This is a genomic window from Mesorhizobium sp. M0136, assembly GCF_040322515.1.
In the GTDB taxonomy this organism is placed as follows: domain Bacteria; phylum Pseudomonadota; class Alphaproteobacteria; order Rhizobiales; family Rhizobiaceae; genus Mesorhizobium.
In genome coordinates this window covers 1-25,855 of sequence record NZ_JAMYTP010000023.1, presented here as the reverse complement: position 1 = coordinate 25,855, position 25,855 = coordinate 1, and the positions used below count along the sequence as shown (strand labels likewise).

At 62.9% G+C, this 25,855-nt stretch carries 33 protein-coding genes; 26 read left to right on the top strand and 7 right to left on the bottom strand.

What is annotated here, in order from left to right; translation table 11 throughout:
- Positions 1-43: 43 nt before the first annotated feature.
- The 13 genes from NKJ35_RS24260 to NKJ35_RS24200 all read left to right on the top strand — a co-directional run bounded on the left by NKJ35_RS24260 (position 44) and on the right by NKJ35_RS24200 (position 14,371).
- A complete protein-coding gene (locus tag NKJ35_RS24260) occupies positions 44-1,843 on the top strand; it encodes a phage tail tape measure protein (protein ID WP_352649848.1) in 1,800 nt (599 codons plus the stop codon).
- Positions 1,843-2,979 (top strand): DNA circularization N-terminal domain-containing protein, encoded by a 1,137-nt coding sequence (locus tag NKJ35_RS24255; RefSeq protein WP_352649847.1) that lies wholly within the window; start codon positions 1,843-1,845, stop codon positions 2,977-2,979. The genes NKJ35_RS24260 and NKJ35_RS24255 overlap by 1 nt, the downstream gene beginning before the upstream one ends.
- Positions 2,980-3,027: 48 nt before the next feature.
- Positions 3,028-4,089: a phage baseplate assembly protein gene (locus NKJ35_RS24250; protein WP_352649846.1), complete on the top strand. Its 1,062-nt coding sequence runs from the start codon at positions 3,028-3,030 to the stop codon at positions 4,087-4,089.
- Complete coding sequence (locus tag NKJ35_RS24245) at positions 4,086-4,535, top strand: phage baseplate assembly protein domain-containing protein (RefSeq protein WP_352649845.1); 450 nt, start codon at positions 4,086-4,088, stop codon at positions 4,533-4,535. The genes NKJ35_RS24250 and NKJ35_RS24245 overlap by 4 nt, the downstream gene beginning before the upstream one ends.
- Entirely contained in the window at positions 4,535-5,074 is a 540-nt protein-coding gene (locus NKJ35_RS24240; protein ID WP_352649844.1) for a phage GP46 family protein, read from the top strand. Before NKJ35_RS24245 ends, NKJ35_RS24240 begins: the two co-directional genes overlap by 1 nt.
- On the top strand, positions 5,046-6,122 hold the full coding sequence (locus tag NKJ35_RS24235) for a baseplate J/gp47 family protein (protein WP_352649843.1): 1,077 nt from the start codon (positions 5,046-5,048) through the stop codon (positions 6,120-6,122). The genes NKJ35_RS24240 and NKJ35_RS24235 overlap by 29 nt, the downstream gene beginning before the upstream one ends.
- Positions 6,115-6,861: a putative phage tail protein gene (locus NKJ35_RS24230; protein WP_352649841.1), complete on the top strand. Its 747-nt coding sequence runs from the start codon at positions 6,115-6,117 to the stop codon at positions 6,859-6,861. The genes NKJ35_RS24235 and NKJ35_RS24230 overlap by 8 nt, the downstream gene beginning before the upstream one ends.
- A gap of 111 nt (positions 6,862-6,972) precedes the next feature.
- Positions 6,973-7,737 (top strand): phage tail protein, encoded by a 765-nt coding sequence (locus NKJ35_RS24225; protein WP_352649840.1) that lies wholly within the window; start codon positions 6,973-6,975, stop codon positions 7,735-7,737.
- 128 nt (positions 7,738-7,865) lie between these two features.
- On the top strand, positions 7,866-9,275 hold the full coding sequence (locus NKJ35_RS24220; protein WP_352649839.1) for a hypothetical protein: 1,410 nt from the start codon (positions 7,866-7,868) through the stop codon (positions 9,273-9,275).
- Complete coding sequence (locus NKJ35_RS24215; protein WP_352649838.1) at positions 9,276-9,656, top strand: hypothetical protein; 381 nt, start codon at positions 9,276-9,278, stop codon at positions 9,654-9,656.
- Between the two features lie 3 nt (positions 9,657-9,659).
- Positions 9,660-10,022: a hypothetical protein gene (locus tag NKJ35_RS24210; RefSeq protein WP_352649837.1), complete on the top strand. Its 363-nt coding sequence runs from the start codon at positions 9,660-9,662 to the stop codon at positions 10,020-10,022.
- A 292-nt stretch (positions 10,023-10,314) separates the two neighbouring features.
- Positions 10,315-13,416: a hypothetical protein gene (locus tag NKJ35_RS24205; protein ID WP_352649836.1), complete on the top strand. Its 3,102-nt coding sequence runs from the start codon at positions 10,315-10,317 to the stop codon at positions 13,414-13,416.
- 157 nt (positions 13,417-13,573) lie between these two features.
- Entirely contained in the window at positions 13,574-14,371 is a 798-nt protein-coding gene (locus NKJ35_RS24200) for a hypothetical protein (RefSeq protein ID WP_352649835.1), read from the top strand.
- On the opposite strand, the gene NKJ35_RS24195 is transcribed toward NKJ35_RS24200, so the two are convergent.
- On the bottom strand, positions 14,331-15,536 hold the full coding sequence (locus NKJ35_RS24195; protein WP_352649834.1) for an O-antigen ligase family protein: 1,206 nt from the start codon (positions 15,534-15,536) through the stop codon (positions 14,331-14,333). The genes NKJ35_RS24200 and NKJ35_RS24195 overlap by 41 nt on opposite strands.
- Positions 15,537-16,215: 679 nt before the next feature.
- Here NKJ35_RS24195 and NKJ35_RS24190 point away from each other — a divergent pair.
- The 9 genes from NKJ35_RS24190 (at position 16,216) to NKJ35_RS24150 (ending at position 20,178) form a co-directional block, all read left to right on the top strand.
- Positions 16,216-16,716 (top strand): TIGR02594 family protein, encoded by a 501-nt coding sequence (locus NKJ35_RS24190; RefSeq protein WP_352649833.1) that lies wholly within the window; start codon positions 16,216-16,218, stop codon positions 16,714-16,716.
- Positions 16,713-17,039, top strand: a complete 327-nt coding sequence (locus NKJ35_RS24185; protein WP_352649832.1) for a hypothetical protein — start codon at positions 16,713-16,715, stop codon at positions 17,037-17,039. Before NKJ35_RS24190 ends, NKJ35_RS24185 begins: the two co-directional genes overlap by 4 nt.
- Positions 17,039-17,410: a hypothetical protein gene (locus tag NKJ35_RS24180; RefSeq protein WP_352649831.1), complete on the top strand. Its 372-nt coding sequence runs from the start codon at positions 17,039-17,041 to the stop codon at positions 17,408-17,410. Before NKJ35_RS24185 ends, NKJ35_RS24180 begins: the two co-directional genes overlap by 1 nt.
- A complete protein-coding gene (locus tag NKJ35_RS24175; RefSeq protein ID WP_352649830.1) occupies positions 17,391-17,636 on the top strand; it encodes a hypothetical protein in 246 nt (81 codons plus the stop codon). The genes NKJ35_RS24180 and NKJ35_RS24175 overlap by 20 nt, the downstream gene beginning before the upstream one ends.
- 61 nt (positions 17,637-17,697) lie before the next feature.
- A complete protein-coding gene (locus NKJ35_RS24170) occupies positions 17,698-18,027 on the top strand; it encodes a hypothetical protein (RefSeq protein ID WP_352649829.1) in 330 nt (109 codons plus the stop codon).
- The gene (locus tag NKJ35_RS24165; protein WP_352649828.1) at positions 18,024-18,536 is read left to right on the top strand and encodes a hypothetical protein; all 513 of its coding nucleotides are present in this window, start codon (positions 18,024-18,026) and stop codon (positions 18,534-18,536) included. The genes NKJ35_RS24170 and NKJ35_RS24165 overlap by 4 nt, the downstream gene beginning before the upstream one ends.
- 57 nt (positions 18,537-18,593) lie before the next feature.
- Positions 18,594-18,779: a hypothetical protein gene (locus tag NKJ35_RS24160; RefSeq protein ID WP_352649827.1), complete on the top strand. Its 186-nt coding sequence runs from the start codon at positions 18,594-18,596 to the stop codon at positions 18,777-18,779.
- 127 nt (positions 18,780-18,906) lie between these two features.
- Positions 18,907-19,233, top strand: a complete 327-nt coding sequence (locus NKJ35_RS24155; protein WP_352649826.1) for a hypothetical protein — start codon at positions 18,907-18,909, stop codon at positions 19,231-19,233.
- A 99-nt stretch (positions 19,234-19,332) separates the two neighbouring features.
- Positions 19,333-20,178, top strand: a complete 846-nt coding sequence (locus NKJ35_RS24150) for an ATP-dependent DNA ligase (RefSeq protein WP_352649825.1) — start codon at positions 19,333-19,335, stop codon at positions 20,176-20,178.
- A 1-nt stretch (position 20,179) separates the two neighbouring features.
- On the opposite strand, the gene NKJ35_RS24145 is transcribed toward NKJ35_RS24150, so the two are convergent.
- Entirely contained in the window at positions 20,180-20,392 is a 213-nt protein-coding gene (locus tag NKJ35_RS24145; protein ID WP_502904671.1) for a hypothetical protein, read from the bottom strand.
- Positions 20,393-20,488: 96 nt separating this feature from the next.
- Between NKJ35_RS24145 and NKJ35_RS24140 the strand changes: the two genes are divergently transcribed.
- Positions 20,489-20,725, top strand: a complete 237-nt coding sequence (locus NKJ35_RS24140) for a hypothetical protein (protein WP_352649824.1) — start codon at positions 20,489-20,491, stop codon at positions 20,723-20,725.
- Positions 20,725-21,087: a hypothetical protein gene (locus tag NKJ35_RS24135; RefSeq protein WP_352649823.1), complete on the top strand. Its 363-nt coding sequence runs from the start codon at positions 20,725-20,727 to the stop codon at positions 21,085-21,087. The genes NKJ35_RS24140 and NKJ35_RS24135 overlap by 1 nt, the downstream gene beginning before the upstream one ends.
- Here the strand turns inward: NKJ35_RS24135 and NKJ35_RS24130 are convergent, their stop codons facing one another.
- Together NKJ35_RS24130 and NKJ35_RS24125 are read right to left on the bottom strand one after the other, a co-directional pair.
- A complete protein-coding gene (locus NKJ35_RS24130) occupies positions 21,088-21,453 on the bottom strand; it encodes a thermonuclease family protein (protein WP_352649822.1) in 366 nt (121 codons plus the stop codon).
- Between the two features lie 300 nt (positions 21,454-21,753).
- Positions 21,754-22,221 carry a YidB family protein gene (locus NKJ35_RS24125; RefSeq protein ID WP_254817132.1) on the bottom strand — a complete coding sequence of 156 codons (468 nt, stop codon included), beginning with the start codon at positions 22,219-22,221 and terminating at the stop codon, positions 21,754-21,756.
- Between the two features lie 158 nt (positions 22,222-22,379).
- Here NKJ35_RS24125 and NKJ35_RS24120 point away from each other — a divergent pair, with 158 nt between their 5' ends.
- Positions 22,380-22,637, top strand: coding sequence for a GlsB/YeaQ/YmgE family stress response membrane protein (locus NKJ35_RS24120; RefSeq protein WP_254817133.1), 258 nt, complete (start codon positions 22,380-22,382; stop codon positions 22,635-22,637).
- Between the two features lie 49 nt (positions 22,638-22,686).
- On the opposite strand, the gene NKJ35_RS24115 is transcribed toward NKJ35_RS24120, so the two are convergent.
- The 3 genes from NKJ35_RS24115 to NKJ35_RS24105 form a co-directional block, all read right to left on the bottom strand.
- Entirely contained in the window at positions 22,687-23,346 is a 660-nt protein-coding gene (locus NKJ35_RS24115; RefSeq protein ID WP_352649821.1) for an N-acetylmuramoyl-L-alanine amidase, read from the bottom strand.
- A 103-nt stretch (positions 23,347-23,449) separates the two neighbouring features.
- On the bottom strand, positions 23,450-23,905 hold the full coding sequence (locus NKJ35_RS24110; RefSeq protein WP_352649820.1) for a GFA family protein: 456 nt from the start codon (positions 23,903-23,905) through the stop codon (positions 23,450-23,452).
- Positions 23,906-23,948: 43 nt separating this feature from the next.
- Entirely contained in the window at positions 23,949-24,836 is an 888-nt protein-coding gene (locus tag NKJ35_RS24105; RefSeq protein ID WP_352649819.1) for a DMT family transporter, read from the bottom strand.
- A gap of 271 nt (positions 24,837-25,107) precedes the next feature.
- Here NKJ35_RS24105 and NKJ35_RS24100 point away from each other — a divergent pair.
- Positions 25,108-25,855, top strand: a 748-nt coding sequence (locus tag NKJ35_RS24100) for an elongation factor Tu (RefSeq protein ID WP_352649818.1), incomplete at its 3' end; no start/stop codon positions are given.

Below are 25,855 nucleotides of genomic sequence, written 5' to 3'. Positions count from 1 at the left end.
TGCACAGGCGCGGCATTGAATTCCTGAAGCGTAGGTCGAAGACATGAGCAACCGCACGATCGAGGCCATATTGCGCCTGTCGGCGAAGCTCGGCCCGATGGGTGCCTTCGGCCAGCTGTCCAGCAAGCTCAACCAGGTCAATCAGAAGGCTCTGGCGTTCAACCGCACGCAAGGATTGATGGCGCGCAACAGCATGCTGGCGGCAAATGCCGTCCGCGGGCTCGTCGCCTATGGCCTGGTACGCGGCGCCGGGCAAATGGTGACGAACTTCGCCGGCGCCGAACGGCGGCTGAACCGAATCGCCATCAACGCCGATGCCGGCAAGGACAAGCTTGGCGAGATGTTCCGCACGGTCGATCGTGCTGCGCTCGACTATTCGATGACGCAGGACAGCATCACGGACGGTCTCGAATCGCTTGTCGCGTCTGGCCGCAGCCTCGACGATGCGCTTTCGTTCCTGCCCTCCGTCGCCGCCACGGCGCAGGCGGCCGGTGCTGAAATCGCCGACATAGCCACTACGGCCGACGCGATCGGCAACTCTTTCCACTTCGCCGGCAATAACATGCAGCGCGCCTTCGACATCCTTGTGACGTCGGGCAAGCAGGGCAAGTTCGAGCTGAAGGACATGGCCCAGTACCTGCCGTCGCTGGCGCCGGCCATGGCTTCGCTCGGCTATGAGGGTGAGAAGGGCTTGGGCAAGCTCGCCTCCATGCTGCAGACCGTTCGGCTGCAGACCGGTGACGCGAGTTCGGCCGCCACCAATTTGCAGAACGTCTTGCAGAAGATGGAATCGAACGAGACGGCGAAGAGTTTTTCGAAATTCGGCGTCGATCTGCGTAAGGAAATGGCCAAGGCACGCAAGGAAGGCCGCGACCTTATCGATGTGTTCATCGAACTCACCGAACGGGCGCTCAAAGGCGATCTGTCGAAGATCCCGCAACTGTTCACCGATGCGCAGTTCCAGCAGGGCATGCGCGCCCTTTTGCAGGGCCGCGACGCCATGGAAGGTTTCCAGAAGGCGCTCGAAAATGTCGACGGCGCGACGATGCGCGACCTCGGCCGCGTCCTTGATGACAACCAGTCGAAGATCGACCGCATGGGCGCATCGTGGGAGCGCATGGTGCGCGCGATCGGATCGGGTATTGCACCCGCCGCCACTGGCGCCATGGACTTCGTCAGCTCCAACATGGACAAGGCGCAGTTCATCAACGCCGAGCTCGACAAGCAGGGCATGGGCTGGTGGGAGAAGCGCATGTGGTGGCTGCGCAACGGCTTCGACAACCAGGACCAGGGGCTGACCGCGTTCAAGGGCGGATGGCGCTCGCCCGAAGGCCTGGTCGCCGCCAAGGGGCCGATGAGCGCCAGCCCGGAATTGCCGTCGCGCCGTCAGGACCAGCCGGGCCGCACGCCGATTCCGACACCACGTCCGGTAGCGCCGAGCGTGGCGGAGCAATACCGGCTCTACGGTCGCGGCCACGCTGCCGCCATGCGCAACAGTGTTCAGGTCGAGAAGCCGGCCGGATACTTCGGCAACGAAATCGATTTCAGCGCGATGGAACGAGCTACGGACGCCGCAGCCGCCGACCTGAAGGGTGCCGGCGTCGAGACGGCATCGTCCGTGGCTGACGGCGGCAAGCAGGCCGGCGACAGCATCAAGTCAGGTGCCGACACTCTGGCATCAGTCGCGGGCAAGCTGGAAGCGGCAATCGTCGCCGGCGCCAATGCGCTTGCCGGCGCTGCCCGCAGTGCTGCCGCCGACCTGTCGCGACCAATCGGCTCGTTTAAGGCGGTGCGCGCCGACACGGGCAAGTCCAATGCCGGCCATCTGATGGGGCCACGTTGATGCGCGACTGGCTGAAAGCCTTCCGGCCCGCGTCATTCCGCGGCGTGCCGTTCTTCGTCGAATACGAGACGGCCGAAGGCGGCCGGCGTGTCGCCATCTCGCCGATCGCCTATTCCGACCTGCATGTCACCGAAGACATGGGCGGCGATGTCAGGCGCTTCAGCCTGTCGGCCTATGTCGTCGGCGATATTGCCGATGCCGCCGCGCGCAACTTCACCGCTGCGCTCAACACGCCTGGCGCCGCGACGCTGGTGTTGCCGATGGGCGGCCCTGTGCTGGTGCGGGTGCCGCGCTGGTCGCTGTCGCGGGAGCGGGCACGCGCCGGCTATGTCGGCTTTGAAATTGACTTCGTTTCGGCTGGCCTGGCATCGCTGCCTTTCGCTGCGGTGCCCGGCGCCTTTGCCATTGCCGGCAAGATCGCTGCCGCCATTGACATGATCGCGTCTGCCGCCGCTTTCCGCATGCGCGATGTCGCGCCCGGTCAGGCGGCACCCTCGGCACTCGCTGCCGCATCCGCCGCCGTGGCGATGGCCTCGGTAGCCGATGCGGCGGAGATGCCGGCCGAGACGCGGCCCGTCATTGCCGATCAGATTGCGACGATTACGCGTCTGTCGTCGGAGCCGGTCGCCCAGGCCGGGCCGATCGCCGCGGCGATCGTCTCCACGGTCGGCGCCATTGCCGATGCGGCGAGCCCGACCGAAGCCACTGAAGCTTTTGCCATTGCGGCCGCACCTTCCGGCAACGATGTTTTCGCCCTGGTGTCGGCCGCCGCCTTCGCCGCCGGCTTTTGCCAGGCGCTTGCCGCCGGCGATTATATTTCGCGCCAAGATGCGCGCCGTGCCCGTGACCGCATTGCGCCGGTCGTCGATCCCGTCCTTGACGCCCTGTCGACAGGTCTCGACGTTGCGGTCAGCGAATGGCTGTCGGATATCGCGGCGACCGCGGCATCGGACCTCAGTGCCGTTGCCGCCAATCGGGCGCCGCTGGTCAGCGTTCAGACCGAAATATCGCTGCCGGCGTCGGCGCTGGCCTACGCGCTTTATGGCGATGCTGGCCGCGCCGGCGAGCTGGTCCAGCGCAACAGGGTCGCCACGCCTGCCGCCATGCCGATCAGCTTCGAGGCCATCGCGCCTTAGCCTACGTGTACACGCTGCCCTCACAGGGCAGCCTGAGAGGATCGTGCCTTGCCGCTTGAGACCATTGCCATCCAGGCAGGCGGGCTGTTCCTGCCTTGGCAGGATGTCTCGATCTCGATCTCGGCCGAAGAGGCTGTGCGCAGCGCCGTCGTCACCGGCCACATACCGCCAGGCGCCTCGCCGCCTTGGCCGGATGACAAGGCGACCCTGACGGCGAACGGCACGCTGCTGCTGACCGGCTATGTCCGCGACCTCCGGCCCGACCAGGGATCGGACGACTGGCGCGCGACCATCTCGCTGGTTTCGCGGACGGTCGACGCGGTCGAGACCTCGATCCTGCACAAGACCGGCCTGGTCGAGAACAAGGACATCAAGGGCATCGGCGAGGCCTTCGACAATTGCGGCATTGGCATCGAGGCGAAGGGGTCGTTCGAAACCATCGCCAAGCACCAGATCGAGCCGGGTGAATCGCTTTATTCGACGCTGGAGCCGCTGGCGCGCGCCGAGGCGGCGATCATCCACGACACGCCGGAAGGCAAATTGCGCATCGTCCAGAAGCCGGAGGGGTCGCATCGCGGCGGCCTGGCGGCCGGCGTCAACATCATCTCGGCCGCAGCGGAATTTTCGGGCGAGGGCAGGTTCGATCCGGTGATCGTGCGCGGCCAGCAATCGCGCGGCACGACACCGCAGGCGATGCGGCCGGAGGCCAAGGCGTCCGACCCCTCGGTCGGCCGCAGCCGCCCCAAGATCGTCGTTCTCGATGGCGAGGCGACGACGAAGCATATGAAGAATGCCGTCGAATGGGAGGCGCGCGCGGCGGCCGGCCTTGCTGTCAACGCGACCGTCACCGTGTCGGGCTGGCGTGATGCCGGCGGCACTATCTGGACGCCGAACTTTCTGGTCTATGTCCGGCATCCGCGCATCTATCTCGACCAGATGATGGTCATCAAATCGGTGGAACTGACGCAGGACACGCAAGCCGATGGTGACGGCACGCGGGCGACCTTGACGCTGACCGATCCGCGCGCGCTCGGCGGCTCTTCGTTCGGTTCGAAGTCTGGCAAGGGCTGGTCGGCGCCGGAGCCGAAGGCGGAGTATTCGGCGCAATGAAATCCTCCGCGCACCTGACGCGTTTCGAGATCGACAGCTCGCGCTTCGACAATGGCCAACTGCTGATCTCCGGTCGCGGTCTTGCCGGCGAAACGTTCAAGGATCTGCTCTACGTCCAGCCGCATGGCGCCGCCAGCCGTCCGCCCAAGGGATCGATTGGCGTGGCCATGGTCATGCCCGGCCGCCGCACGCAGGCGATGCTCATGGGCATAGAGCACGCCTCGCATCGGCCCGACCTGCCGGACGGCGCCGCAGCGCTTTACGACGCGTCGGGAAACATCATCAAATTGTTCGCCGGAGGCGTGACCATGGATTTCGGCTCGCGAACCATCACGCTCACGGGCGGCACATGGAACCTGAAAGGCGACCTTAACGTCGACGGCAACATCACCGCCACCGGCTCGATCATCGACGCCGGCGGCAACACGCCGCACCACACGCACTGATGATCAGGATCGTTCCACTTACCGGCGACGGCGAACCGCTTTTGTCGCCCGACACCCTTTGGGACGGCACGTCGGGCGACTGGGCTATCGCCGGCGACGACAAGGCAAATGCCGGCGGCCTGCGCGCCAAGGCGGAACTTGCCACCGCGGTGCTGCTCTGCCTGATGACCGATGCGCGCGTCGAGCCCGACGAGCTGCCGCCCGAAGAGCAGAACCGCGGCTGGCCGGGCGACAGTTTCGACCTGCGCACCGATCTCGGCGAAACCGTGATCGGCTCAAAACTCTGGCTGCTGCGCCGCTCGACGGCAAACGACGCGACCGCGTTGCGCGCCGAAGACTACGCCCGTGCCGCCCTGCAGACGCTGATCGATCAGGGCGCGGTTTCGATGGTCGATGTGACTGGTACGGCCGACCCGGCGCAGCGGCGCATCGATTTGAAAATCACCTTGAAGGACCGCGATGGCGCGGTCGTCTTCGATCGCCGCTTCGGCGTCCTGTGGGAGCAATTGCGTGGCCTGGACCGTCCTCTCGCCAACTGAGATTTCGACCCGGCTGCGCGGCACCTTGCGGCGCTACCTGCCGGGCACCGATGCGCTGGTCTGGCCGAACAATCTGACAGCGATCGTCAAGACCGTCGCCGCGGGCATGCACGACATGCATCTGCGCGCCGCCTGGCTTTACGATCAGATTTTCGCGACCACGGCGAGCGTTCAGCATCTGGAACGGCACGGCGCCGAACTCGGCATATATCGCCGGCCGATGGCGCGGGCCGAAGGCGTCGTGACGCTCAATGGCTATGCCGACACCATTTATCCGGCCGGCATCGCCTTTATCGCCGGCAACCGGCTCTATCGCTCGGTTTCCGATGCGCGCTCCGACCTGGCCGGGCAGCTCGCGCTGACCATCCTGTCCGACGATTATGGCGTCGCCACCAACATCGCTGCCGGCGAGACGATGCAGCGCGCCGACCCGACGCAGTTCCCGAACCTCGAGCTGGAAGCGACCGTGGCCAGCGGCGGCATTGGCGGTGGTGCCGACACGGAGACGGATGCCAGCCTCCGCGCGCGCATCCTCGACCGCAAGCGCAGGCCGCCGCAGGGCGGCGCCTATTCGGACTACGAGCAGTTTGCCCGTGCCGTGCCCGGCGTCACTCAGGCCTGGGCCTTTCCTTTCGCCGACGCGCCCGGCACGGTCGGCGTCTGGTTTCTGTTCGAAGGCCGCGTCAACGGCATTCCGGAGGCAGGCGACATCGCCCTGGTGCAGGATGCGCTGGAAGCGCGGCGATTGATCCGTGCCGGTCTGTCGGTTTCCGCGCCGATCCCGTCGCCGCTCGACATCACCATCGCCAATCTTGTCGTCGACACTGTGCAGACGCGTGCGGCGATCGCCGCCTCGATCGCCGCCATGCTGGTCAGGCGCGCGCGGCCGGGCGTCGCCTCGGCACCCTTCACACTGTCGCGCTCGTGGATTTCCGAAGCGATCAGCCTTGCGGTCGGCGAGGACCGGCACTTTCTGATCAACCCGTCCGGCGACATCATCTATGTAGGCGGCGAAATGCCGGTGCTGGGCACGGTAAACTATGTCTGATGCTGTGCCCATTCCTGCTAGCGATAGATGGCCGCGCTATCCGGGCGAGGACGAGCTTGCCTTCTTCCACTTCGCCCCGGACGATCCGTTCATCGGTGCGCCGCCGCAGGGCGATGTCCTGTCTGATCCTTCGGACGAGGCCGCAGAAGGTTTTCTGACGGCGCTGCTGCCGAAAGGTGCGGCATGGGGGACGCCCGACAACCAGGCGCTCGATCCTCTGTCAGTGCTGTCGCGGTTCTGGCGCGCGATCGGCTCGGCCTTTGCCGACGCTTATCGGGCGCTGTTCGGCGTCGTGCTGGAATCGACGGCGGTGACGCTGGTCACTTCGCTGGACGACTGGGAAATCGAATACGGGCTGCCCGATCCCTGCCTCGGGCCGGACCAGACGATCGACGCGCGCATGCGCTCGCTGCTCCTGAAAATCCGTTCCGGAGGCACCATCACGCCGGCCGATTTCATCAAGCTTGCGGCCGATGCCGGCTATGCCATCTCGATCGAGGAGCCGACGCCGTTCCGGGCCGGTGTGTCGACTTGTGGCGGCCCTGAGGCAATCGCCGGCGGCGAGGTCGTCGAATATGTCTGGATCGTCAGCGTGCCTGGCGTTTCGGTCGAATTCTTTCGCGCCGGCGACGGCCGTGCCGGCGAGACGCCGCTCGGCCGGCTCGGCCTGCCTGACGATCTGATCTGCCTGTTCAACGCGCTGAAGCCAGCCTGGACCACCATCGTCTTCTCTGTTTGACCTCACGCCGCGCACCGGCCGCTTCGCGGCCTGCGGCTCCGGCAGGGCGCGCCATCAGGCGCGACGGCCGGTCGGCCTTGCGGGCTTCGCCCGATCACGAAGGAGTGCCACATGAAGTTCGTCAATCCGCGCAATGCTCCCGTATCGAGCGAGCGCATCCCATACTGGAACGAGAACCGCGCGGCTGGCCTGACCGGCGCGATCCCGCCGGCCGATGTCTTCAACGATCCGCAGGACGAGATCCTGAAGGTGATCGTCGAAGCCGGCCTCACACCCGATCCCGCGGACAAGACGCAGCTCTGGCAGGCTCTGCAGGCGCTGATCGCCGACATTGTTTCGGGCAGCACGCCGTCGATAGAAGTGCCGCCAGGCTCGGTCTCGATGTTTGCTGCTGCGACAGCGCCGACCGGCTGGCTGAAATGCAATGGCCAGGCGGTCAGCCGCACCACCTATGCCGATCTGTTCGCGGCAATCGGCACCAGCTGGGGCGTCGGCGATGCGGTCTCCACCTTCAACGTGCCCGACTTCCGCGGCGAATTCCTGCGCGGCTTCGATGACGGGCGCGGCATCGACACCGGACGCGTCTTCGGCAGCTTTCAGGATTACGCCACGGCGCGTCCGCAGACGGACGATGTCGCGCGCGTCAATGGCGACGGGTCGCTGGGAACGCTCCGGCAAGCCGGCAATGCGACGCCATCGACCAACCCGTCCGAGGTCGGCTTTGCCCGTGTCGCCAAGACCGGCGAGCGCAATGTGAATGACGGCTGGGACCCGGGCGGCGGCGGCAACCCCTATGTCGACATCGTCAATGTCACGACAGGCGATGCCGAAACGCGGCCGCGCAACCGAGCGGTGCTCTACATAATCAAAACTTAGCTTTGCCTCGCGGGCCGCACCGCCGCCTGCCGGCGGCTGGCCCTCCGGCGGGGCGCGCCACTTGGCGCGACGCCCGGTCGGGCTTGCGGCCTGATGGCCGGTCCTTCTCCTTCAACGGATTGTGAAACATGGCCGCACCCGACCTGTTTGGGATACTCGATGTCGTCAAGAAACTGACGCCGCCGGCGGGCATGGGCACCGCCCATGTCGATGGCTTTTCCTGGGCGCGCAACGGCCTGTCCTATGGCGATTCGACCAAGCTGACCGCCGACGACTGGAACCGCATCATCGCCAATCTGCGCGTTGTGCTGATCGCCTCCGGGGTGAATCTTTCAACCCTCGACCCGGCCGACCCGGCGCTGCTGAAGACCGTGCTGGAGCTCTATCTGGGGGCGGCGGTCACCGACATCCTGTCCGGCGTCGATGTCGGCGGCTACGGCATGATGGCCAAGGCCATCTATGACGCCAACAATGACGGGCTGATCGATATCGACCATGGCGGCACCGGTGCTTCGAGCCTGATCGATGCCGCCGACAATCTGTCGGCCATGTCGACCGACATGGCCAGTGGGGCGACCACCGATCTCGGCGACGCCACCGGCATCAATGTCCGTATCATCGGCACGGATGCGATCTCCTCCTTCGGTTCGGCGCCGGCCGGCGCCATCCGCCGCCTGACCTTCGCCGCAGCGCTGACGCTGACCCATAACGCCACCAGCATGATCCTGCTCGGCGGCGCCGATCTTGCGATCGAGGCCGGCGATACCGCGTGGATGCAGTCGCTCGGCTCCGGCAACTGGCGCATGCTCGGCTTTTTCAGGGCCAGCGGCGCTCCGCTCAGCAGCATTTTGCGGCAGGGCTCAAACCCGCTGCCGACGGCAGAAGGCGATATCCGCTGGGATACCGACGACAACGTCATCGTCGTCGGCGCCGGCGCTGGACAGAAGCTGTTCCTGGCGATGCCGGTCGGCCTGGTGGCGGGTGACCTGCTTTATGCCACAGGGCCGAAGGTTCTGGCGCGAGTGCCCAAGGGCGCGGCGCGGCGCACGCTGCGCATGAATGCCGCGGCGACCGCACCGGAATATGGCGGCGGCAACGGCCTGCCTGATGCCGTGCTGGAGGACCAGAAGGCCTCGGGTGTGAGCGGCGGTTCTTCGGCGCCGGGCAATGGCGCCTGGGTGACGCACATCCTGAACACCAAGGTTCGCGATCCCTACAATCTGATGGCGCTGGCCAGCAACGTCTTCACGCCGGCGAACGATGGCCAGGTTGAATGGCAAGTCGTCGGCTATGGCACCGAACTGCAAGTTCGCCTGTTCGACGTGACCGCCGGAGCCGAGGTCGGCATCGGTATGGGCGCTGGAGGTAACACGTCTCCGGATACCGGTTGCATCGCGGTTGGCGGGGCGATGGTCATCGGCGGCCACGCCTATCGCCTGGAATGGCGCACTTCACACACACACGCCAACGGCCTCGGCCTCGCCTTCGGCTTCGGCTCGATCGAGGTCTATGCCCGCCTGAAATATTGGGGAGACTAGATGAGCAATTTCGTCCTCGTCGAAAACGGCATCGTCATTCAGTCCGACCGTACGGGTGCTGAACCGGAAGGCTTTATCGAAGCCGATGACGCGGTCTGCCCTGGCTTCCTGTTCGACGGCCAAATCTTCACCGCGCCGCCAATCGAGCCGCTCATTCCCGATCGGGTTTCGGCACGACAGTTCAAACTGCAGCTGCTCAATGCCGGCCTGCTGACCGAAGTCGAGAACTGGATCGCGGCGCAAGGGCCTGCCGTGCAGATCGCCTATGACAATAGCGGCAGCTTCGTGCGCGCAGATCCGACGATGCAGGCGGGCTTTGCCGCTCTGGATTTCACCGGCGCCCAGGTCGACGCCTTCTTCGTCGCGGCGGCGGTGCTTTGAACCATGGCCAAATATGTCTTTCCCGATGTCGAGCCGATCCGGCCCGGCTACGATTTCCAAATGCGCCTGCAATTCCCGCAGGATCTGTGGGATGCCGAAGAGATCGGCAGCGGCCGGCTGGTGGCGCAGTTCCGTGTCGCGGTGCCTGGCCCGGTGCTGTTTGAAGCCGACACGCTTGATCTGACGATCCAGCGGGAGGCGCCACGTACACTGGCCTTCTTCCTGTCGGAGGATGCGACCAAGCCTTTCGTCGCCTCGACCATCGTCGTGTTCGATATCGCCCGCATCGACGGCGACGACAGCAGCATCGTGCTCGACAAAGTGATCTGGCCAGTTCTGGAGACGGTGACCCGCGATGTCGTATAACGCGATCCTCGAAATCCCCAATGTCGTCGTCGTCTCCGGCCCGGCCGGCCAGTCGTTCCTGCCGGTCGACGATGCCGCGCAGCTGACGGCCGATTTCGGCCGCGACGGCGACCGCGCCATTATCCGCGCCAATGGCGACGAGTGGCTGAAGACGGCCGGCGCGTGGGCCGCGACCGGCGAAAATTTCTGGGGCACGCTGCTGGAGCAGGGCGCTGCCCAGGTCGACCAGGCGCGCCAGGCGGCCGAGCAGGCCGAGACGATCGCTGAACAGTTCGGGGACCTGGAGACCGGCGTGACGCTGGCGCAGGCCGCTGCAGCATCGGCTGCGCAGGATGCTGGCCAGACCGCTGCCGATCGTGCGCAAACCGGCGCCGATCGCACGCAGACCGGCCTCGATCGCGCGGCGACCGGGGCCGACGCCGCCCAGACCGCTGCCGATCGCGGCGCCACCGCTGCCGATCGCACGCAAACCACGCTGGATCGCGCGGCGACCGGGACCGATGCCGGCCAGACCGCAGCCGATCGCATCGCCACAGCCGCCGACCGTGTGGCTGCGGCCGGCAGCGCTTCCACGGCCTCGAGCAAGGCCGACCAGACCGCTGCCGATGTTGTTTCGACCAATGCAGCCTTGTCGCTCACTCTGTCGGCGCGTGACGCCGCACTTGCCAAAGGACCATTTGCAACAACTGCCGCCGCGATCGGCTTCGGCGTCGGAAGCTTCGGCCCGATCACGCCGGGCGCTGGCGGCACCGATGGGACTTTCGACCTGGCCTTCACCGGCGGCGCAGGATCCGGAGCAGCCGGCCGCTTTATGGTGGCGGGCGGTGCGCTGGTTTCGATCGTGCTCACTGCGGCGGGCTCCTATACTGTCGTGCCTGCCTTCAGCTTCGCGGCCTCGGCCGGGCTTGCCGGTGCTGCTGCCACGCCGATCTTGACCCGCAATGTTGATGTTGGGGAACAGTTTTGGGCACCATCGCCGCTTTCGGCGGTAAGTCTCGCTCTCTATCGTGTCGACGCCGGCCCTGTTGCCACAGACACAGGCATTCGGCTGGCTCCCGGTTTGAACGTCTGGCCCGATCCGTTCGGCGAGCAACTGGACGAATTTCCGTGGGTGCGGTTGAGCAGCTCCCTGTACGTTTCCACCTATACCGGCGTCATCAACAAGCCGTCCACCTACCCCGGTTTCGGCAAGACGGGGCTTATGACCGCCGCGGGCATCATCGCCAATCGCCGCATATCGCTTGCGGAAATCGGCGCTGTCGTCGGCGACGTGTTCTCGTTTGCCATGGCCGCGAATTTCGCCGGCACCGGCAACACCATGCAGATCGTTTTTCTGAACTCTGCTGGCGGTGCGATTGCGGGAACGCTCACGCTGCTTTCGGCTGGCACTGCTGGCTATAAAGACCTGTTTACGTCTGGCCCCATCCCCGTAGGAACGGTTGCTATCGAGCCGCGGGCATTCAGCACCACCAACACAACCGAATTGCTGGCGGTCGCCTGCGCCAAGGGTGACGTTCGGCCGCTCTATATGTCGAACGTGCCGCCAGCTTCGATCTCCAATCTGGCCGGCCCGAACAAGCTCAATATCGATCCGTTCTTTAAGCTGGCTAGAGCGGGAATGACCAGCGATGCGGCCGGCCCATTGATGGGTGTGCCGACTGGCGGCACGGCCAGCTTCGTCCCGGCGCCGGCTCTCTCGCCTTTCGGCCTTCCGGCAGTTTCATTGAGCCCTGGAACTACGCTATGGGACGTTCGCATACCTGCGGCTGATCTAGGCCTGAAGGTGAACGAACCGATCTTCGTCACTCTCGATCTAGAAGCGGCGCAGAGTGTCCAGATTATCAGCAGCATAGCTGTATCTTCGGGGGTGGCACACAACGAAAGCAACAATTTCAATCCGGCCGTTGCAGGCGGGCTGGGCTACAAGAGCCTTGGGCTGATCGTCACGCCAACGGCAAATGATGTTGCATTCGCGACCAGCCTGCTGGCGCGGCTCTCGATAGCTGGCGGCGTTGGTGCCAACGGTCTGCGCATCTATGGGTGGTCCGCCCAAAAATCCCGCTCCAGACTTTCGGGAACGGAAGGCCCCAGGGCATCCACGGCCCTGATGGCGTCGGACGCTCATGCGAAACTGAACTACGACCCGGTTTTCAGGCTGGCCGCAGCCGGGCGGACCATCGATTATTTGGGCAACCCCTTGATCGGTGCGACGGCTGGAGGGTTTCCTCCTGTGCTGGTCAATCGGCCTGCCGGATCGCCGTTCAGAACCAAGGCTGTGAAAATCCCGGCCGGCGCGACGCTCTACCAGGTCTTCACGCCGGCAACAGAGGTCGGCCTTACGGTCGGCGAAACAGTGTGGGCCGTTTTCGCCTTCATGACGGGCAGCCCGCAATCGATCAACTTCCTGCATCAAACGATAGTGTCATCCGGCGTCGGTCAAACCGGTCAGATTACCAAGACCGTGAACGGGCTGGAGTACATTTCGCTTCCGATCGTGATCGATCAGAACGGTGTCGACTTCTGCACGGCGCACATGCTCCGGGCGGTGCCTTCTGGACCCTTTGCGGCAGACGCACATTTGTTGGGCTGGTCGATCCAGAAAGCGCCGGGTCGGTTCGTTGACAACCAGGGTCCGTTTGATCGGTTGGCGGCGGCGGTCGCGGCTGTTCCTGTTTCGCCATTCGCAGCGAAGAACCAAGTCAGCATCGGCGATAGCTTCACGGCAGAGGGAACATATATAGGGGCAAATGCTGGACCGGGACCTGTCGCAATCATGGCGGAACGCACTGGCTGGCTGTCTCAAAATTGCGCCCTTGGCGGCACTCGCGCGGGGGCACACGGTGCGAACTACAACGAGTTTTCAGGTTACAAGCTCGCCGATATCATAGCTGGCGGCAGCACTGCAGCATTGATTGCCGCTGCGGCCGCCCTTGGGGGCGTAGCACCTGCTGTCGCTGCAAAGATAGCTGCGGTTGATTGGGCCGCACAAAACTATCTGCACATCGCTTTCGGGCTAAACGACTATAGCGGAACAGGGCCACAAGTTCCCATCGGAACGAACGCAGATTTCACAGGTGCTACCTTCAAGGGTGCGCTGCGCTACATGATTGAGACGATCTTGACAGCTCGTCCGCTGTATAAGCTCTATTTCACGACGATGTGCTGGCGTCCGGGTGAAGTTGCCTTACAGCAAACAGCACCGGCAATTGCCTATGTCGATGCGACGATAGAAATTGCTCAGATGTATCATCTTGCGGTGCGTGATATGTACCGCAACTCGGGCTTCAACGACTTCAATCAGGCACAGCATTTTAACGGCGGGCATCTGATCGATTTCGGCCAGAGGAATTTTGGCAATCTTTGGGCGGATGGTGCCTTCCAACTGCTAGGATAGTAACTGACGCTGTTAGGTGAGCAGAAGCTTCTCAAGGGCAAGATCCAGGTCCGCGCGCTCATGGGCTACGGCCGCCAGGGTTTATCTAGCCGCTCATTTGCCGCGGCGCTTGAATTGCCTTACATCAGCAAAAGGCATTCAGGGCGTGGAAGCGGCGATGAACTTCACCAAGGCGTGTTTGGTTGCTGCGTTCCTCTGGGTTTCGCAAGGCCACGCTGCTGAGTTCAAGGTTTTCGAGCACCTTAATTTCGACGGCGGCCCGAAGGACTTCCGACAGTTCGGCATGGAACGTTTGACCATTGTGGACCCCCATATCCTGGGTCCGGACATCCCGAACCCGGCCCAGATTGATGAGGCTAAACGGCAGCCGAGAACCAACGAGCATCTTGTCATCGACATAGAAAGCTGGCCGCTCGAGGGCGAAGGCCAAGCTGTCTCCATAGGCAAATACCAGCAGACGCTAACCGCCTTCAGGAAGGCCGATCCGAATATTCGGCTTGGCCTCTACAGCGTATTGCCGGTGCGTGATTACTGGAGGGCAAACGGCCACCACGGCGAAGCTGGTGTGGCGGCGTGGCGGAAAACGAACTCCGATATCGCCGCTGGTCTCATTCCATATGTTGATGACCTCTACCCGTCGCTCTACACATTCTACGGGGATAAGGATGCGTGGATCGTTTATGCCGAAGCCAACCTGAGGGAGGCGCGTCGAATTTCGGCAGGCAAGCCGGTTTACTGCTTTCTCTGGCCGCAGTTTTTCAAGACGTTCGCGTTTCTGCCCGGCGACTACTGGTACGCCGAACTGGACACGTGCCGACGGATGGCTGACGGGGTTGTCCTGTGGGGGACCATCCGGGATGCCGGCCCTCCACACCGCTCTGCCGAGTGGGACGACAAGGCAGAGTGGTGGCAGGCTACCTTGCGATTTCTGAGCGAGGTACGAGGAACCCGTTAGGACTGGGAACATAGTTCCGTCGTTGTTGAACCGACTTGATCGCATTGGACCTGAAGATCATCACGCAAGTGACTATCCAAAGCGAACTGTTGCCATAGATCGAGCCGGAGAACTGAGCCCCGACAAGAAACTGAGTTGTAAGAAGGGGCAGCAGCGGCAGGCGCATGTGCGCCATGAAGCTTGTGGCTTGATAGATTCTGAAAAGCACCACGGCAAAAATGGCCATGCCGATAATGCCCATGGCCTGAAGAACTTCCATGAACAGATTATGAGGGTATCCGACGAACGGAAGCTGTGTTCCGTAGCCTAGCCATGGGTGCTCTGTGAACAGGTTCCATGACATGGAGATGGCGCTTAGGCGACCCTCTGAAGATCGGTCTTCTCCCAAATCGATGAGATTGAATTTCTCTAGAAGCGGGGTGATGTCGGTCAGCGCAAGGAACAAGACGCACCCGCCTGCGACAACGAAGCAGCCGAGCATGACCGAGAACCTTGGCCGCAGGATGTAGAACAAGGCACAGCAAGCAGCCAGCGCCACCAAAGGACCGCGAGCGCCAGAAAGATACAGAGTAAAGAATGCCCCGCCTGCTGCCGTGTAGATGACCATCCGCGCGGACTTTCGGTCAACGTGCTGGAGCAGCGCATAGCAAGCAATGAGCGTCGTGACCGCCGCGTGACCGACTGAGATTGGGTTTAGCCGCTCGAAAGAGACTCGCCCGCTATTGTCCAGCAGCAGCATTTCCGAGCCGTTGTAATCCAACCATAGGATAGCGGCGACAGAGAGAGCGCCGACAACGAAGAGTGCCAATGAGGTGTTCGCCTCAAGCCAACGTGGCGTGGAAGCCGCCAAGAGAATGGCCGGGACGACGCCTGTAACAAGCGCGAACTGCATAGCATCCGCCGAGCCGTCGACCTCGTACTCAACGTCAAGCCAGAGTTTTAGAAGGTAGAAGCTGGCAAGGACAAGCAGCCAGATACTGCCGAACCCGAAGCCTTTGCGTTGATCGACCAAGAAAAAGCACAGGAGAGATAGGCACAAGACCGCCGCGCGGAAGGCGATACTCAAAGTCTCATCACCAGTGAGAGATGAAGCCACTCCTATCAGCGGATAGCCAGCGATGGCCAGCGCGAACGTCCACGCCCACAAGTCCTTGTAGATCGACATTTGAAATAGCCCCCTAGCCAACTTCCGTTTATCACTGGTAGGCGAAGTAGCCAAGCCGGAGACTGGCTGCTACGTTTGCACCAGTATTCGATCTTAGGGGTGCGAGTTTTTGTCGCTCAAAAAGTTGGCACTTCTGACATTCTGCCTCCTGTCATTTGCGTGCGCATTCTTCGTACTTCTTCGCGGAGTTGGCACGAAGAGATATCCCGACCGTCCAGTGGCGGAGGAGGTCCTTAGGCCGTTCAGCGGTTATTTCACCGTTCGGGCTATCGATGATCTCTGGGTCGGCAATACCCGAATGATCCTCTGCGGCGTCGAATCAAAACCGATTGCGCGCGCCACGGCAACAATGTCGGCTAGACGCGACCTTCAGGGCAAAAACCTGAACTGTCGGCCGGTCGGCATGGGGACCCCATGCGATGGCAAAATCCCGGCAAAGTTCGGTAAGTCTGTCGTTGCCCAGTGCTTTTTGCCTGACGGCACTGACGTAGCGGCGACGTTGGTTGACAGCGGACTAGTATGTGGCCTGCCGGGTCAGGCGGGCTCGACTTATAAGGCTTGCCCATAGGCAGACGGGCCATCTGCCTCCCTCCTAAGTTTGGCACCCACGCCAACTGCAAATTCTTATCTAAAAGCCGAAACCGCACAAACCTGCCCGTGAGGGCGGAAAGGACTAGCCATGTCTGATCCCGCATGGATTGCGACTGCCAAGAAGTATCTCGGGCAGCGTGAAATTCACGGCCCGCAGCACAATCCCCATGTGCTTCAGTGGTGGAAGAACATGGGCGCGCCGTTCAAGGACGATGAAACGCCCTGGTGTGGCGCCTTCGTCGGCGGCGTCCTGGTCGAAACAGGGATCAGGCCCGTCGCCGGCGGCGCCAGCGCGCAAGCATGGCTGAAGCTTCCGGTGAAGCTCGACAAGCCGGCTGTCGGCGCCGTTGTCGTGTTCTGGCGCAACTCGCCGAGCAGCGGCCTTGGTCACGTCGGCTTCGTCGTCGGCAAGGATCAGTCCGGCCACATCATGGTGCTCGGCGGCAACCAGGGCGACATGGTGTCGATCAAGCCGTTTTCGACTGACAGGGTGAAGGGCTATCGCTGGCCGGGCGTCTATCCCTATCCGGATCGCTTCAATCTGCCCGTTATCAGCAGCGACGGCCGCGTTTCCACGAACGAGGCATGAGAATGGCCGCGCCAGGCGAGCCGTCATGGAAATGGCGGCGGATCATCATCTACGCCGTGCTGGCGTGGGCCTGCTACCAGCTTTTCATTCTCGTCGATGCGCAGGATACGCGCTTGAACGAGACGATCGCTTGGGGCTGGCAATTGGTCGTGATGGTGCTGGTCACCGGCTATACCGGCTTTGCCACCGCGCAGGACATTGCGGCGATCTGGACCACACGAACAGCCCGTCCTTACTCCGATCCGCCGCAAGCGCCGACGCCACCACCGCCAGCTGATCAAACCATCGTCGTGGTGCCGCAGAAACCCTCGGGAGGCGAATAATGGCTGCTATCTTCTACATGCTGCTTGGCGGCGTCGGTGGGGCCTTGCGGCTCGCCGCGGGCGCTGCCGCCGGTATCGCGCTGGCCTACGTGACAATCGTTCCGCTGGAGCGCGCCGACGCCCGCAAAGGCTATGTCCAGGAGGACCGCGCCATCGCCGCCGAAGCCAGGCTCGCCGAGGTGCAGCGGCAGGTCCATGCCGGTGAGATCGTGATCGCCTCCTATCAGGAAATCCTCAAGAACGCTCGCGCAAAGGATGCCGCCGATGACGCTCAACTCGCCAAGGACCGCAAGGACTTCGAAGCCAAGCTTGCTGCTGCTGATCGCAGTTGCGGTATTGATTCCGGGGATCTTGAGTGGCTGCAGCACTGACGCGGCGCTCAGGAAGGCGGCGGCCGGCAAGGGCATAGCGCAGGCTCGCGTCACGCTTCCGCCACTGCCCGACGACTGTCGGGCGCTGGAGCCGCACGCGGCGGTCAATGTCGGCGACGAGGTTCGCTCCGTCCTGAAAGCCGAACGCCGGCAGCTCGACAAGGCCAACGCCAGAGTCGGGCGGTGTGCCAGTCACTACGATGCTACCGCGAAGGCGCTGAAATGAAGAATTAACCCGGGCGGCGGGCGACCGTGATCCTCTTGAAGTGCATAGGGCGGCAGGGCGAATGGGCGAATCAGATCGAAGCGAGCTGCCGCAGCGCTGGCGGGAGCTCGACAAGCGCACCATCGAAATGGTGGCGCGCTGGAACGAGGAAGAGCGCGAGCGCATCATCCAGATCAGCCATCTATCCAGGAAGCAAATGGACCGGTTGGACCAGTTCCTGAAGCTCCCCGACGACAAATGGGAGGCGGGCTTCCGGATCGTCACCCGGTCGGTGATCTTCAACAAGACGCTGCGCTCGGCGCCCAAATTCGTGCTTGGGCTTGCCGCCGTGCTGGTGGCGCTCAACCAGCTCTGGGCGCTGCTGGCACCCTATCTGAGGTCGATCAAATGACGGTTCTGGAAAGAACGCGCGCCTTCGACTGGCTGTCATCGATCATCGCATCGCCCTTCGCCATCCTGCTGGCATGGCTGGTCATCACCATTATCGACCGCGAACCGCCGATCGTCTTCGAGACGGCGACCGTGCTGACACCGCAGGTGCCGCAGGGCGGCGTGCTCGATGTCCAGTACACGGTGATCCAGAACCGCATCTGCGCCGCGACAGTCGAGCGCTACGTCACCGATTCGGATGGCATCGTGCATGTGCCGTCGACCTATACGGTCGGCCGCCGGCCGCTGATCGACGGCTATCCACCGGAGGGCCGCGAGACCTATCAACGCTCGATCACCATCCCGCTGGCGACCGCGCTCGGCCGGGCGCATTACGAGGCGCGCTTCACCTACACCTGCAACATCCTGCAGAAGCTGGCCTTCCCGATCGTGGTGACGGCGCCGACGGTCTATTTCGACATCGTGCCGGCGCCGGCAACGCTGACGCCGCTGACGCCGGAAGCGCCTTAGCAATCCGCGCCCGGCGGATCCGGGCAAACACCCAAAAGCAACTCGAAAGGAACGGCCATGACAGTCACCGTCAAAATCCATGTGGGCGGCAACTATCGCGCCACAATCAAGCGCACCGTCGATGGTGTCGAAGACAGCGTTCAGATCGGCCCTAACGAAGAAAAGCCGGTCTACTTCCAGCACGGCAAGGCCAACACGTTCGAAATCACCGAGGAATATCTCGGCGAGACGAAATCCGCCTGAGTACCCCTCCAAGCTTTGTAATCCGTCCGCCGTGCCGAAAGGTGCGGCGGGCTTCTTTGCGTTCTTGGGCCGGGATTGACAACGCCGCCGGACCATGAACGGAATGAGAACATCTAAAGGGGTTCTCATGCATCTCGCCATCGATATTTCCGACATGCCGGCCGGCGACGCGGTCGACAGCTTCGTCGTCCTGGCCCCGTCCGGCGCCCGATCAGACGCCGCCTTGCGCGAGGTCGAGGCTTTCCTGAAGGGCTGCTTCCCGGAATACGATTTTCTCGCCAATGGCGAGGCCATGCCGTTCGACGGCGATTACCAGGTGCTGCCGATCCGCGGCGTGGTCAGCGACGAGCCGGACACGCTGCGCATGCTCGACTATCCCGAGCAGTCGGTGATGATGGGGATCGCCGCCGCGCTGAAGGGTTTCCGGCCCGGCCGGCCGCCGGCGCTGAACTAGAATCACGTTCCGTTCACTCTGGCTAATATAAGCTTTGTACCTAGTATTGACTGGGTGCGTAAAATTGTAAGTGCCGGTCGCCTCGAGTTCATTCCGCCGATGGAGCCCAAGCTGGTCGCCAAGCCGCCCGAGGGCGAACACTGGATGCATGAGGTCAAGCTCGACGGCTACCGCGCTCAGATCGTCATCAACAGTGCCGACGATATCCGGGTCTTCACCAAGTCCGGCGCCGATTGGACCAGCAAGTTCACCGGCCTCGTCGAAGCGGCGCGCGAGCTCGACGTTGAGAACGCGATCTTCGAGGGTGAGGCGGTGGTCACCAACAAGGCCGGGCTGCCAGACTTCGACGCGCTGCAGAAGGCCGTGCACAGCGATCCCTACGCGATGATCCTCGGCGCGTTCGATATTCTGCATCTGAACGGCCACGATCTGCGCGACATCGGCTGCAAAGCGCGCCGCGAAATGCTCTACAGCATCATCAAGCCTGACAGCAGGATACAGTTCAGCGAGGCGCTTCCAGGTGACCCAAAGGCGATCTTCTACCTCGTCGACCAGGCCGGAATCGAGGGGATCGTGTCGAAGCGCGCCGACAGCCCATATCGCAGCGGTCCGACGTCGAACTGGCTGAAGACGAAGAGCTTCACGGTCCAGGAATACGAACTGATGGGCGTCGAGCGCGAGCCGGGCAAGGCGGCATTCGCCTTGCTGGCGAAGCCTGGCACCGGACAATATGTCGGTTCGGCCTTCATCAGCCTGGGGCGCGACATGAAGGAACGCCTGTGGAAGCGGGTCAAGGACCATGCCGGCCCGCCTCCGCAGGGCGTCAAGAAGCGACCGGCAACGCAGTGGGTTGGGCCAGGCGTGAAGCTGCGGATCAAGCACCTTCGCGGCGAGCACAAATATATACGCCACGCTTCACTGCTGGGCTTCGGTGACGAGGCGTAGCCTATCGGGTCAGTCGCTCGACGGTCTCAATGATCGCCTTTGCCAGCGCCTCGCCCTCATGCACCGGCAGCGGTCCATAGAGCTGGTTGACCGCTTCCTCGCTCGGCAGCACGCCAGCCGGGCAGGTCAGCTCGATGGCCATGCGAACGAGCTGCAGGCCGGTGCGCTCGCCATAGATGTAGTTCTCATCCATCGTCAGGATACTGGCGCGCACCCGACGGGCGTCAAGACGGCTTGACCGGGAGCAGGAATTTGTTCTTATTCCGTTCTCATGGAAATCGAGACGTTGGGCGATGCCTGGAACCACGGCGTGAGGCTGACCGCGCGCTGCGTTTGGGGCAATCGCGAGGGGCTGAAGACCGTCCGCGAGTGCGGCAACCGCTACGAGCTGGACGTCTACACCATGCTGTGGACGCGCGGCCGGGACTTTCCGCTGGCCATGCTGTCCGGCCGGCTGCGCTGCCCGAAATGCGGTTCCCGCCGCGTCGCCGTCGGCATCACTATGCCGAGCAACGCCGGCACGGCCGCGGCGAGGATGGCACGGTGATGGACCGGCTGAAGGTGCGCCTGGCCTCCGGCTCCCATGTCGTCGACGGCAGCACGGTGCTCCAGACCTTCAAGGCGCGCGACGACGCCTTCAAATTCGTGCATGGGCAAGGTGCCCGCGTCTGGCTTGACTGGTCACGGACGGTGATCGGTGGCCGGACGCCGCCTTTCGACTTCACTGCGATGTTTCAGCAGGATGCCATCGGGCGGATATTCAAGACGGTGCAGGGCCCTGGCGCCGGCACCTGGTTCTGGACATGCTTTGAAGGCGGGGCGAGGGGAACAGTCGGGAACAAGGACGAAGCGGTCGCTGGCGTCGAGCGCGCCTACACGCGCTATCTCATCAAGGCCGATTGGCGCTAGCTAATCGCACCAGGGGCGGCGCTTGCCGGTCCACGGCCGCGCCAGGCCTTCGCCGATCAGGATGTCACCAACGTCATGCCCGTCGACGTCGATCGTCGCCAGCGTGCGGCCGTAGCGATCCTTCAGGCGGCCGCTTTTGGGATCGCCCGGATGCACCGTGACAGGGCCGCTGTTCAGCAGCTCCGTCATTCTGCGCTTGGCAACCAAGCCGAGCCGCAATTCGGCGTCGCAGTGGAAATCATGGATCTCCGGCGCGTCGATGTTGGCGATGCGGATATGCGTGCCGTCGAGCACGATCGTGTCGCCGTCCAGCACGACAGGCCAGCCGGTCAGGAGAGCGGCGGCAAGGATCAGGAGTTGTGACATGGCGGCCGACCCTATGCCACAACTTGACACGGCACGCGAGGTGTCGTGACACGGCGCATTGATTTCATTGTATTTCTAGGAGCCTTCCAAGCTGAATATGCGGGTTCGATTCCCGCTACCCGCTCCAGATTTCCCCAGGCCACGGCGCACTTCGCGCACGATCCCGAAGCAGGCGGCGCCAAGCGAAGCGCTTTGCCGATAGTTCAGAGCGTTCAATGCGCGTCCAGAAGGACGCGCATCTTAATCTGTGTTTTACGCATATCGTTGTCCCGAACCGCAGGCGGCGTTGGGCGACAGGCGTCAGCTCGCGAATTTGCTGAATATGGACGCGAGCTGGTTCTGCTGCGGCACTTGCCCGTTCGGCGTCAGCTGGTCGACAAGTCCCGGCAAGGCCGCGGACAATTGCTGGAGCAATTCCTGCTGATTCAGGCCCGTCCTTTGCGCGATCTCCTGAATGATTTGCGGCCCGAGAGCGCTGCCCAGATCGTTGGGGTTGATCGGCTGGTTCTGACCGGTGCCGACCCACGAATTGGCGACGTTGCCGTGGCCGGCGTCCTTCAGTTTGTCGAGCAGGCCGCCCAGACCGCCAAGCAGTCCGCCGTCGGCGGATGCGGTTGTATCCGGCGGGACGGGGGCAGGGCTCTGCGCTGCCTCCGGCTGGGCGGAACTTCCACTGCTCAGCATTTTTCCCACCAAAAGTGCGCCGAGCGCGATCATCAGCGGCTTGGCGACGTTGCCGCCGGGAACGGCATTGTCAAACAGTCCCATTGTGGATCTCCATGTCAAATTGCCCGTCCGTCTCCGACAATGACGCATTCATGGCGAATTTCAAGCCGGTTTGAGCTTTCCGTAATCATGATTTTCAAGTTGGCTTGAGCTTTGCTTAATAATGTGGAAGTAATCGGGTGCGGGGAACGGAGAGGAAAATGTCAATATTAAGCTGGATTATTCTCGGCGTCATCGCCGGCTTCATAGGCAGCAAAATCGTCAATAAAAGCGGGCAGGGCCTGGTGCTCGATATCGTGCTTGGGATTGTCGGGGCTATCGTCGGCGGACTGATCTTCAGCGCCTTTGGTGCGTCGGGCGTTACGGGGCTGAACATCTATAGTCTGATAGTGGCCGTGATAGGCGCGATAGTTGTCCTGTGGGCTTATCACCAGTTTACCGGCAGGCGGGCTCTTTAGAAACGGGCAGATCGGCAGTTGCGCCGGCATTCACCCGAATGCCGAGCGCCTATCTAATCCTTTTGAGGATCTGGCGGATCAGCGTGTTGAGGCCGGCTTCCAGCCCTCTCACCATGATCGGCCATAGTTCCTCCAGCAATCGCTGCCACACGGCATCGCGCCCAATCCTCACCGGCAGATTGGGCATCTCGCCCATTGCCGCCGTCATGTCGCGACGCAGCCGCTCGCCACAGGCGCTTGCGCCGCTGATCGTCGGATCGAAGGGCAGCCGGGTGAAATCCCATTTTCCGCGCTGCTCGATGCCCAGATTGCTCTCGACTTCGGCATGCGACAGCACCGTTTTGGGCGTGACCTTGATGCGGTAATATTTGCAGAGTTCGGCGATAACCGCGGTCATCGCGTTCCCCTGTGCCCTGGTCATCGGATAGCGGCCGGCATCGAACGGCCTTTCCTCCGCCCCGGCCATGCAGCAGAGCGAAACCCCGATCGAGCCGCCATTGCAGTTGAGCGTGTGCGCGGCATATCCCGGTTTTACCCGACCCGAATTGAGCGCGATCGAAGGCCGGCCCCTGACCAAACGGCCATTCCCCTCGACCAGTATGTGATACGCATCCCTATCGGTATCGCCGGCCGAATGCGAGCCTGCCGTCCAATGGCAAACGACGCGCTTCATCGCAACATGGGGCAACCAGTCGGGCGGCAATGCCACAGAAATCTCCGCGACATAAGTCAGTGACGGAGCACAGTATAGTTTCCTTGGCGGCGGACGCGAAAACGAAACGATAGTTTGGTTGAGCGTTTCTAACGGTCAGCTATTCGCCGGCATCTTCGGCGACCGCGTGTTCTCTGTATTGCGGCAGATCGTCGGTGATCGTGAACCACTTCGCCTTGGAGCCGACGAAGATGTGCTGCGTCGGGCGGATGGTTGGCTCGTCGACGAGGCTTCCCATGGCGACATGCACGAAGGCACCGTCGCGGACCACCGAATAGAGCAACGAGCCGCAAGTCTTGCAGTGCGCATCATGGCCGGATTCGTCGCCGAAGATCGTGAGATTGTCCTCGCCCCTCGTCAGGCTCAGCCTGTCCCGCTCGATGCCGGCGAACGGCTTGAAGGCCGAACCGGTGGTGCGCCGGCAGTTCGAGCAGTGGCAGTTCGCGGCATAGACGAACGCGTCCGCCACCGCGTACTGAACGGCGCCGCACAGGCATTTTCCGGCGAGCATGCGGTTGCTTGCATTCTGGTTGTTTCCGTTCTCCGGGCTTGCCATACGCTTCTCCACTCAGGCGATTGTCCCTACGCCGTTTCCAGCTCTAGGCGACGACGGTTAGCCGGCGCTTGCGCTCGTCGAGCGAGACGATGGTCAACCCGCTGGCGACCACCAGCAGGATACCGCAGATGGCCAGCGCATTCGGGAGCTGCCGGAAAACCACCAGGCCTGAAATCACCGCCCAGACGGTAAAGCAATAGTAGAACGGCGCCACCACACTGGTCGGCCCGACGCGATAGGCCATGAAAATGAAGAAGTGGCCGAAGATCAGGAACAGTCCGGCGCCGCCCATCAGCAGCAGGTGACGGGTTTCAGGCACCACCCACTGCTCGGAAACCAGATGCGCAACGCCGGCGCCGGCGAGTACCACAATCACTGCCGAAATAGCGACGACCATTCCCGGCACGTCGCCGGCGACCTTGCGCCCGGCCAGATCGCGTGCTGCGGACAGGGCTGCATTGCCTAGCGCCAGCAGGGCGTAGACCGAAATCCCCTGCATTGTCGGTTGTGCCACCATCACCGCGCCGACAAAGCCGAGCCCGATCAGCGCCAGGCGAACCCCGCCGATCCGTTCGCCAAACAGCATCGAGGAGCCGACCAGCATCAGCAAGGGCGTGATCTGTCCGAGCGCGGTCGAATCGGCGATCTGCATGTTGGCGAGCGCAACCACGTAGCAAAGGATCGCACCCAGTTCGAGCAGGTTCCTGCGCAAAACCTTGGCGTCGAGGATCAGCGGGATGTGCTTGCCATAGCCCAGCATGAACAGCAGCGGAATGCCCCACAATGTTGCCGCAGCGCCGCGCAGGAACAGCACCTCATAGGGCGGCAGTCCCGCGGTTGCGAGCTTCATCATCGTGTCGTTGACGATGTAGGACCCGGTCGAAACGACCATGAACAGCGGGCCTCGTATGGCAGTCGGGATGAAATGCATCGGCCCACGAAATCAGACCGGCGCCAAAGCGGCAATGGGCCAGATCCGGCTGTAAATCCGTCAAAGCCGTCAGCCGCCGCCGTAACCATTCCATTTGCCCTTGTTCGTTCCTATATCCGCGCCACATTCTCCGAAACCGGATCACGCGTTCGGGCGGGCGAGCGCGCTCGGCGACAAGGCACTTGTGTTTTTCGGCCTTAGTCGCTAATCGCCCCGCATTCGACTGAACTGAAGGTCCAGGCCGTCCCCAGGCCGTCCAAGGAAAGAGACTATGGCAAAAGGTAAATTCGAGCGCACTAAGCCTCATGTGAACATTGGCACGATTGGTCACGTCGACCATGGCAAGACGTCGCTGACGGCGGCGATCACCAAGTATTTTGGCGAATACAAGCGCTATGACCAGATCGATGCGGCGCCCGAAGAGAAGGCGCGCGGCATCACCATTTCGACGGCGCATGTCGAATACGAGACCGCCAACCGCCACTATGCCCATGTCGACTGCCCCGGCCACGCCGACTATGTGAAGAACATGATCACCGGTGCGGCGCAGATGGACGGCGCGATCCTGGTGGTGTCGGCCGCCGACGGCCCGATGCCGCAGACCCGCGAGCACATTCTTTTGGCCCGCCAGGTCGGCGTGCCCTCGATCGTGGTGTTTTTGAACAAGGTCGACCAGGTCGACGACGCCGAGCTGCTCGAGCTGGTCGAGCTCGAGGTGCGTGAGCTTTTGACCAAGAACGAGTTCCCCGGCGACGACATTCCGATCGTCAAGGGTTCGGCGCTTGCCGCCCTTGAAGATTCCGACAAGAAGATCGGCGAGGACGCCATCCGCGAACTGATGGCTGCGGTCGATGCCTATATCCCGACGCCGGTTCGTCCGCTCGACAAGCCGTTCCTGATGCCGATCGAGGACGTGTTCTCGATCTCGGGCCGTGGCACGGTGGTGACCGGCCGCGTCGAGCGCGGCGTCGTCAAGGTCGGCGAGGAGCTGGAGATCGTCGGCATCCGCCCGACCACCA

Bases quoted from the DNA above. Each gene is read 5' to 3' on its own strand.
- NKJ35_RS24260 (WP_352649848.1), top strand. From the start codon at position 44: ATGAGCAACCGCACGATCGAGGCCATATTGCGCCTGTCGGCGAAGCTC.
- NKJ35_RS24210 (WP_352649837.1), top strand. From the start codon at position 9,660: ATGGCCAAATATGTCTTTCCCGATGTCGAGCCGATCCGGCCCGGCTAC.
- NKJ35_RS24200 (WP_352649835.1), top strand. From the start codon at position 13,574: ATGAACTTCACCAAGGCGTGTTTGGTTGCTGCGTTCCTCTGGGTTTCG.
- NKJ35_RS24230 (WP_352649841.1), top strand. From the start codon at position 6,115: ATGTCTGATGCTGTGCCCATTCCTGCTAGCGATAGATGGCCGCGCTAT.
- NKJ35_RS24180 (WP_352649831.1), top strand. From the start codon at position 17,039: ATGGCTGCTATCTTCTACATGCTGCTTGGCGGCGTCGGTGGGGCCTTG.
- NKJ35_RS24190 (WP_352649833.1), top strand. From the start codon at position 16,216: ATGTCTGATCCCGCATGGATTGCGACTGCCAAGAAGTATCTCGGGCAG.
- NKJ35_RS24255 (WP_352649847.1), top strand. From the start codon at position 1,843: ATGCGCGACTGGCTGAAAGCCTTCCGGCCCGCGTCATTCCGCGGCGTG.
- NKJ35_RS24150 (WP_352649825.1), top strand. From the start codon at position 19,333: ATGGAGCCCAAGCTGGTCGCCAAGCCGCCCGAGGGCGAACACTGGATG.
- NKJ35_RS24225 (WP_352649840.1), top strand. From the start codon at position 6,973: ATGAAGTTCGTCAATCCGCGCAATGCTCCCGTATCGAGCGAGCGCATC.
- NKJ35_RS24220 (WP_352649839.1), top strand. From the start codon at position 7,866: ATGGCCGCACCCGACCTGTTTGGGATACTCGATGTCGTCAAGAAACTG.
- NKJ35_RS24120 (WP_254817133.1), top strand. From the start codon at position 22,380: ATGTCAATATTAAGCTGGATTATTCTCGGCGTCATCGCCGGCTTCATA.
- NKJ35_RS24125 (WP_254817132.1), bottom strand. From the start codon at position 22,221: ATGGGACTGTTTGACAATGCCGTTCCCGGCGGCAACGTCGCCAAGCCG.
- NKJ35_RS24160 (WP_352649827.1), top strand. From the start codon at position 18,594: ATGACAGTCACCGTCAAAATCCATGTGGGCGGCAACTATCGCGCCACA.
- NKJ35_RS24155 (WP_352649826.1), top strand. From the start codon at position 18,907: ATGCATCTCGCCATCGATATTTCCGACATGCCGGCCGGCGACGCGGTC.
- NKJ35_RS24170 (WP_352649829.1), top strand. From the start codon at position 17,698: ATGGGCGAATCAGATCGAAGCGAGCTGCCGCAGCGCTGGCGGGAGCTC.
- NKJ35_RS24105 (WP_352649819.1), bottom strand. From the start codon at position 24,836: ATGCATTTCATCCCGACTGCCATACGAGGCCCGCTGTTCATGGTCGTT.
- NKJ35_RS24215 (WP_352649838.1), top strand. From the start codon at position 9,276: ATGAGCAATTTCGTCCTCGTCGAAAACGGCATCGTCATTCAGTCCGAC.
- NKJ35_RS24130 (WP_352649822.1), bottom strand. From the start codon at position 21,453: ATGTCACAACTCCTGATCCTTGCCGCCGCTCTCCTGACCGGCTGGCCT.
- NKJ35_RS24245 (WP_352649845.1), top strand. From the start codon at position 4,086: ATGAAATCCTCCGCGCACCTGACGCGTTTCGAGATCGACAGCTCGCGC.
- NKJ35_RS24185 (WP_352649832.1), top strand. From the start codon at position 16,713: ATGAGAATGGCCGCGCCAGGCGAGCCGTCATGGAAATGGCGGCGGATC.
- NKJ35_RS24110 (WP_352649820.1), bottom strand. From the start codon at position 23,905: ATGGCAAGCCCGGAGAACGGAAACAACCAGAATGCAAGCAACCGCATG.
- NKJ35_RS24195 (WP_352649834.1), bottom strand. From the start codon at position 15,536: ATGTCGATCTACAAGGACTTGTGGGCGTGGACGTTCGCGCTGGCCATC.
- NKJ35_RS24240 (WP_352649844.1), top strand. From the start codon at position 4,535: ATGATCAGGATCGTTCCACTTACCGGCGACGGCGAACCGCTTTTGTCG.
- NKJ35_RS24135 (WP_352649823.1), top strand. From the start codon at position 20,725: ATGGACCGGCTGAAGGTGCGCCTGGCCTCCGGCTCCCATGTCGTCGAC.
- NKJ35_RS24165 (WP_352649828.1), top strand. From the start codon at position 18,024: ATGACGGTTCTGGAAAGAACGCGCGCCTTCGACTGGCTGTCATCGATC.